Source organism: Pseudomonas sp. NPDC087626 (genome assembly GCF_044743405.1).
In the GTDB taxonomy this organism is placed as follows: Bacteria; Pseudomonadota; Gammaproteobacteria; order Pseudomonadales; family Pseudomonadaceae; genus Aquipseudomonas.
The window spans coordinates 154459-160864 of sequence record NZ_JBIUWJ010000012.1; the positions used below are offsets into that span (position 1 = coordinate 154459).

Genomic DNA, 6406 nt, shown 5'->3' on the forward strand with positions numbered 1-6406 from the left:
CTTACAGCTTGGCGCTTGGCGCTGCGCTTAAAAGTGGATGACGGTGCGAATGCTCTTGCCTTCATGCATCAGGTCAAAAGCCTTGTTGATGTCTTCCAGGCCCATGGTGTGGGTGATGAAAGTGTCCAGTGGAATCTCGCCGGTCTGGGCCATTTCCACATAGCTTGGCAATTCGCTGCGACCGCGCACCCCACCAAACGCCGACCCGCGCCATACGCGCCCGGTGACCAACTGGAACGGACGGGTGGCGATTTCCTGGCCAGCGCCGGCCACGCCGATGATCACCGACTCGCCCCAGCCTTTGTGGCAGCATTCCAGTGCCGCACGCATCAGTTGGACATTGCCTATGCACTCAAAGGAAAAGTCCACGCCGCCATCGGTCATGTCGACAATGACCTCTTGGATCGGACGGTCGAAATCTTTCGGATTCACACAATCGGTGGCACCCAACTGCTTGGCGATCTCGAACTTGCCCGGGTTGATGTCGATCGCAATGATGCGCGCGGCCTTGGCCTTGACCGCACCGATCACGGCCGACAGGCCGATGCCGCCCAGGCCAAAGATGGCCACGGTATCGCCCGGCTTGACCTTGGCAGTGTTGAGCACCGCACCAATCCCGGTGGTCACGCCGCAGCCCAGCAGGCAGACCTTTTCCAGCGGCGCCTCTTTAGGAATCTTGGCCACGGAAATTTCCGGCAGCACGGTGTACTCGGAGAAAGTCGAGGTCCCCATGTAGTGGAAAATCGGCTGGCCTTTGTAGGAGAAGCGAGTAGTGCCGTCCGGCATCAGGCCCTTGCCCTGGGTCGCACGGATCGCCTGGCAGAGGTTGGTCTTGCCCGACTTGCAGAATTTGCACTGGCCGCATTCCGGGGTGTAGAGCGGAATCACATGATCGCCCACGGCCACCGAGGTCACGCCCTCGCCAATGGCTTCGACAACCGCGCCACCTTCGTGACCGAGGATCGACGGGAAGATGCCTTCCGGATCGGCACCCGACAAGGTGTAGGCGTCGGTGTGGCAAACGCCGGAGGCGACCACGCGCAACAGCACTTCACCGGCCTTGGGCATGGCGACATCGACCTCAACGATCTCCAGGGGTTTCTTGGCCTCGAAGGCAACGGCAGCGCGCGACTTGATCATCCTGACTCTCCAGCGAATTAAAACGAGACCGGGAGTGTAATACACGGCCATCCGATGAATAATCGAGACAAATGCAAAATATTATTGCCATACAGGGATAATCAGAATGTCCGAGAACCGCTGGGAAGGCATCGACGAGTTCGTCGCCGTCGCCGAATGCAGCCAGTTCACCGCCGCCGCTGAACGCCTGGGAGTCTCTTCCTCCCACGTCAGTCGACAAATCGTACGCCTGGAAGAACGCCTGCAAACCCGCCTGCTCTACCGCAGCACGCGCCGGGTGACCCTCACCGAGGCTGGACAAACCTTCCTGCAACATTGCCAACGGCTGCAGGACGGACGCGAAGAGGCCTTGCGCGCCGTCGGCGACCTGACCAGCGAACCCAAGGGCATGCTGCGCATGACCTGTGCCGTGGCGTACGGCGAGCGCTTCATCGTGCCGCTGGTGACCGGCTTCATGGGGCTTTACCCGCAGCTGCGGGTCGACATCGAACTGAGTAACCGCCCCTTGGACCTGGTCCACGAAGGCCTCGACCTGGCCATTCGCCTTGGCCGCCTGCAGGACTCGCGCCTGGTGGCCACCCGCCTGGCACCACGGCGCATGTACCTGTGCGCCTCCCCCTCCTACCTTGAGCGTTATGGACGCCCCCATAGCCTGTCGGAACTGAGCCGGCACAACTGCCTCATCGGCAGTTCGGACCTTTGGCAACTGGAACAGAACGGCCGCGAGTTTTCCCAGCGAGTCCAAGGCAACTGGCGCTGCAACAGCGGGCAAGCCGTCCTCGATGCCGCGCTCCAGGGCGTTGGCCTGTGCCAACTCCCGGACTACTACGTGCTGGAACACCTGACCAGTGGCGCCCTGGTGTCGCTACTCGACGCCCACCAGCCACCGAACACCGCGGTCTGGGCGTTGTACCCACAGCAACGACATCTGTCGCCGAAGGTGCGCAAATTGGTCGATTTTCTTAAAGAAGGGTTGGCAAAACGGCCGGAGTACAGCAGCTAGCCTGCTGCCGATACCCATTACTCAACGGGATGAGGACTGAATCTTCGAGCGCTGCCTCCGGCAGCCCCGACACCTACAGCCCCCCGCGCTGCCCCCAACGCAACCGCAACCACTCAAGATCCTCAGGCCGCGTCACCTTGAGGTTATCCGCCCGCCCTTCGATCAAGCGCGGCGCCTGCCCCGACCACTCCATCGCCGAAGCCTCGTCAGTGATCGTGACATCCGCCACCAGACTATCGGCCAACGCCCGATGCAGGGCCCCCAGGCGAAACATCTGCGGCGTATACGCCTGCCAGATCAAACTCCGGTCAACGGTCTCAAGCACCCGGCCGTGTTTGTCCGCCCGCTTGAGGGTGTCACGCGCTGGCACGGCCAGCAGCCCACCCACCGGATCATCCGCCAGCTCCGACAGCAGCTTGTTGAGATCATCACGAGTCAGGTTCGGCCGTGCCGCATCATGGACCAACACCCAATCCTCATCGCCAGCCCCCTGCGCATGCAGGTGCAACAAGGCATTGAGTACCGACCCCGAACGCTCTTCGCCACCGTCCACCCGCTGAATGCGCGGGTCGGCAGCGCAGGCCAGGTTCGGCCAATAAGGATCATCGTTTGCCAGACTAACCACCAGCCCCTTCAAGGCCGGGTGATCAAGGAAACAGCCAAGGCTGTGTTCAAGAATTGTGCGTCCGCCCAATTGCAGATACTGCTTGGGACGGTCGGCTGCCATACGGGCACCGACACCCGCGGCAGGAATCACGGCCCAGAAGGCCGGCAAGCTATTCATCATTGAGCCAGCTGGTAAAGGGTTTCACCGTCCTTGACCATGCCCAACTCATGGCGAGCCCGCTCTTCAACGGTCTCCATGCCTTTTTTCAGCTCCATCACTTCGGCGTCCATCACCCGGTTGCGCTCCAGCAGCGTCTGGTTTTCAGCCTGCTGATCGGCAATTTGCTGAGTCAGGTCGGCCACCTGTGCCAGGCTGCCGTTTCCCACCCACAGGCGGTACTGCAACCCCCCCAGGAGCAAGAGCAAGACAAGAAACAACCAATAGGGACTGCGCATCGAATATCAGGTATCCACTGAAAAAAAACAGCCATGCCAACACTTTGAAGCGTCTGATAGCACGAAGCCTGGAAGAACCAGGCTCGTACTCTAAGGCATCAGACTAGTGGCAAAAAACCCGCTAATGCGATTTTTTCGACACAATCCGGTGTCTTTTTACTCCACCAAGCTTAGCCGCGGAATTCGCTGCGGCCGTTGTACTTGGCTTTGCCACCCAATTGCTCTTCGATACGCAGCAGTTGGTTGTACTTGGAAACGCGGTCGGAACGGCACAGCGAACCGGTCTTGATCTGGCCTGCCGAAGTGCCCACAGCCAGGTCGGCAATGGTCGAATCTTCGGTTTCGCCGGAGCGGTGCGAGATCACGGCAGTGTAGCCAGCGGCCTTGGCCATCTGGATCGCTTCCAGGGTCTCGGTCAGGGTGCCGATCTGGTTGAACTTGATCAGGATCGAGTTGGCGATCTTTTTATCGATGCCTTCTTTCAGGATCTTGGTGTTGGTCACGAACAGGTCGTCGCCCACCAGTTGGGTCTTCTCGCCGATCTTGTCGGTGAGGATCTTCCAGCCAGCCCAGTCGGACTCGTCCAGGCCGTCTTCGATCGAGATGATCGGATAACGCTCGGTCAGGCCTTTGAGGTAGTCAGCGAAACCTTCAGCGGTGAACACCTGGCCTTCGCCGGACAGGTTGTACTTGCCGTCTTCGTAGAATTCGCTCGCCGCGCAGTCCAGTGCCAGGGTCACGTCGGTGCCCAGGGTGTAACCGGCGTTGGCTACGGCTTCGGAGATGACTTTCAAAGCGTCTTCGTTGGAAGCCAGGTTTGGCGCGAAACCACCTTCGTCACCCACTGCAGTGCTCAGGCCACGGGCCTTCAGTACAGCCTTGAGGTGATGGAAAATCTCGGTGCCCATGCGCAGGCCTTCCGAAAAAGACTTGGCGCCAACCGGCTGCACCATGAATTCCTGGATGTCGACGTTGTTATCAGCGTGCTCGCCACCGTTGATGATGTTCATCATCGGCACCGGCATCGAGTAGACACCCGGGGTACCGTTCAGGTTAGCGATGTGGGCGTACAGCGGCAGATCCTGATCGTGGGCTGCTGCCTTGGCCGCAGCCAGGGAGACGGCGAGGATCGCGTTGGCGCCCAGGCTGCCTTTGTTCTCGGTACCGTCGAGCTCGATCATGATGCGGTCGAGGGCTTTCTGGTCAACCGGGTCTTTACCCAGCAGCGCGGTGCGAATCGGGCCATTGATGTTGGCTACGGCCTTGAGCACACCTTTGCCCAGGTAACGGCTCTTGTCGCCATCACGCAGCTCGAGCGCTTCACGCGAGCCAGTGGAAGCACCGGACGGCGCGCAAGCGCTGCCGATGATGCCGTTATCGAGAAGCACGTCCGCTTCGACGGTGGGGTTGCCACGGGAGTCGAGAACTTCACGACCTTTGATGTCGACGATTTTTGCCATTGTTGTAAACACTCCAAAGTTGACGAAAACGCTGTATACCGATCGATTTATAACTTGTGGGTCACATTACTGTTTGTCGACGCTGACAATCCAGCGCCAACAAGACGCAGAAACCCAGGTAACGCGGCTTCTGCGTTGGAAAACTTTCAGCCAATCATCCAGCAACGGCCAGCGGCGTAATCGCGGCAACCCACGGGCCTTGGCAGCCCATGGGTCACATCGCGAATTCACGCCTTGGCGCGTCAGGCTTTTTTCTGGTGCTGAGTCAATGCTGCCTTGACGAAACCGCTGAACAGCGGGTGGCCGTCACGCGGAGTCGAGGTGAACTCCGGGTGGAACTGGCAAGCGACGAACCATGGATGATCCGGTGCTTCAACCACTTCAACCAGGGCGCCATCGCCGGAACGACCGGAGATTTTCAGGCCGGCTTCGATCAGCTGTGGCAGCAGATTGTTGTTCACTTCATAGCGATGACGATGACGCTCGACGATCACGTCCTTGGCATAGCAATCGTGAACCAGCGAGCCGGCTTCCAGCAGGCAGTCCTGGGCACCCAGACGCATGGTGCCGCCCAGATCGGAGGACTCGGTGCGGGTTTCAACAGCGCCGGTGGCATCTTCCCACTCGGTGATCAGGCCCACGACCGGGTGACCGCTGGCGCGATCGAACTCGGTGGAGTTGGCGTCTTTCCAGCCCAGCACGTTACGGGCGAACTCGATGACCGCCACTTGCATGCCCAGGCAGATACCCAGGTACGGCACTTTGTTTTCGCGAGCGTACTGCACGGCGGTGATCTTGCCTTCCACGCCACGCAGGCCAAAACCGCCTGGTACCAGGATCGCATCGACACCTTCGAGCAGCGCAGTGCCCTGGTTCTCGATGTCTTCGGAGTCGATGTAGCGCAAGTTGACCTTGGTCCGGTTGCTGATGCCGGCGTGGCTCATCGCTTCGATCAGCGACTTGTACGCGTCCAGCAACTCCATGTACTTGCCGACCATGGCGATGGTGACTTCGTGTTCCGGGTTCAGCTTGGCATCGACCACCGCTTCCCACTCGGACAGGTCGGCGCTATCGCATTGCAGGCCAAAACGCTCGACGACAAAATCATCCAGGCCCTGGGAGTGCAGGATGCCCGGGATCTTGTAGATGGTGTCGGCGTCTTCCAGGGCAATCACCGCACGTTCTTCAACGTTGGTGAACTGCGCGATCTTGCGACGCGAAGACAGGTCGATCGGGTGATCGGAACGGCAGACCAGCACGTCCGGCTGCAGGCCGATGGAACGCAGTTCCTTGACCGAATGCTGGGTTGGCTTGGTCTTGGTTTCGCCTGCGGTGGCGATGTACGGTACCAGCGTCAGGTGCATCAGCATCGCGCGCTTGGCGCCGACTTCGAAACGCAGTTGACGGATGGCTTCCAGGAACGGTTGCGACTCGATGTCACCCACGGTGCCACCGATCTCGACCATCGCCACGTCAGCGTCGCCAGCACCCTTGATGATGCGGCGCTTGATTTCGTCGGTGATGTGCGGGATCACCTGGATGGTTGCACCCAGGTAATCACCACGGCGCTCTTTGCGCAGCACGTGCTCGTAGACACGGCCAGTGGTGAAGTTGTTGTTCTGGGTCATGGTCGTGCGGATGAACCGCTCGTAGTGGCCCAGGTCCAGGTCGGTCTCGGCGCCGTCGTGAGGGTCGAAAACTTCACCGTGCTGGAACGGGCTCATGGTGCCCGGGTCGACGT

The 6406-nt window shown here is 60.1% G+C and carries 5 protein-coding genes and 1 pseudogene (1 of these 6 cut by a window edge); 1 reads left to right on the forward strand and 5 read right to left on the reverse strand.

From position 1 onward, the window contains the following. Nucleotides 1–27: 27 nt before the first annotated feature. Nucleotides 28–1140: an S-(hydroxymethyl)glutathione dehydrogenase/class III alcohol dehydrogenase gene (locus ACIOVD_RS12895; RefSeq protein WP_095166826.1), complete on the reverse strand. Its 1113-nt coding sequence runs from the start codon at nt 1138–1140 to the stop codon at nt 28–30. 106 nt (nt 1141–1246) lie between these two features. Between ACIOVD_RS12895 and ACIOVD_RS12900 the strand changes: the two genes are divergently transcribed. After that, nucleotides 1247–2143, forward strand: coding sequence for a LysR substrate-binding domain-containing protein (locus tag ACIOVD_RS12900; protein WP_095166824.1), 897 nt, complete (start codon nt 1247–1249; stop codon nt 2141–2143). A gap of 73 nt (nt 2144–2216) precedes the next feature. Here ACIOVD_RS12900 and ispD read toward each other — a convergent pair whose 3' ends face one another. The 4 genes and pseudogenes from ispD to ACIOVD_RS12920 form a co-directional block, all read right to left on the reverse strand. Beyond that, nucleotides 2217–2930, reverse strand: coding sequence for a 2-C-methyl-D-erythritol 4-phosphate cytidylyltransferase (ispD, locus tag ACIOVD_RS12905; RefSeq protein ID WP_401128043.1), 714 nt, complete (start codon nt 2928–2930; stop codon nt 2217–2219). Continuing rightward, nucleotides 2927–3205: a cell division protein FtsB gene (ftsB, locus tag ACIOVD_RS12910; protein WP_027619031.1), complete on the reverse strand. Its 279-nt coding sequence runs from the start codon at nt 3203–3205 to the stop codon at nt 2927–2929. The genes ispD and ftsB overlap by 4 nt, the downstream gene beginning before the upstream one ends. Before the next feature lie 170 nt (nt 3206–3375). Next, a complete protein-coding gene (gene eno, locus ACIOVD_RS12915) occupies nt 3376–4665 on the reverse strand; it encodes a phosphopyruvate hydratase (protein ID WP_095166820.1) in 1290 nt (429 codons plus the stop codon). Nucleotides 4666–4907: 242 nt separating this feature from the next. After that, nucleotides 4908–6406: pseudogene (locus tag ACIOVD_RS12920) on the reverse strand (CTP synthase) (it continues 123 nt past the right edge of the window).

What these genes read in the sequence shown, in the direction of transcription:
- eno (WP_095166820.1), bottom strand. Translation starts at nt 4,665, where the DNA reads ATGGCAAAAATCGTCGACATCAAAGGTCGTGAAGTTCTCGACTCCCGT.
- ACIOVD_RS12900 (WP_095166824.1), top strand. Translation starts at nt 1,247, where the DNA reads ATGTCCGAGAACCGCTGGGAAGGCATCGACGAGTTCGTCGCCGTCGCC.
- ACIOVD_RS12895 (WP_095166826.1), bottom strand. Translation starts at nt 1,140, where the DNA reads ATGATCAAGTCGCGCGCTGCCGTTGCCTTCGAGGCCAAGAAACCCCTG.
- ftsB (WP_027619031.1), bottom strand. Translation starts at nt 3,205, where the DNA reads ATGCGCAGTCCCTATTGGTTGTTTCTTGTCTTGCTCTTGCTCCTGGGG.
- ispD (WP_401128043.1), bottom strand. Translation starts at nt 2,930, where the DNA reads ATGATGAATAGCTTGCCGGCCTTCTGGGCCGTGATTCCTGCCGCGGGT.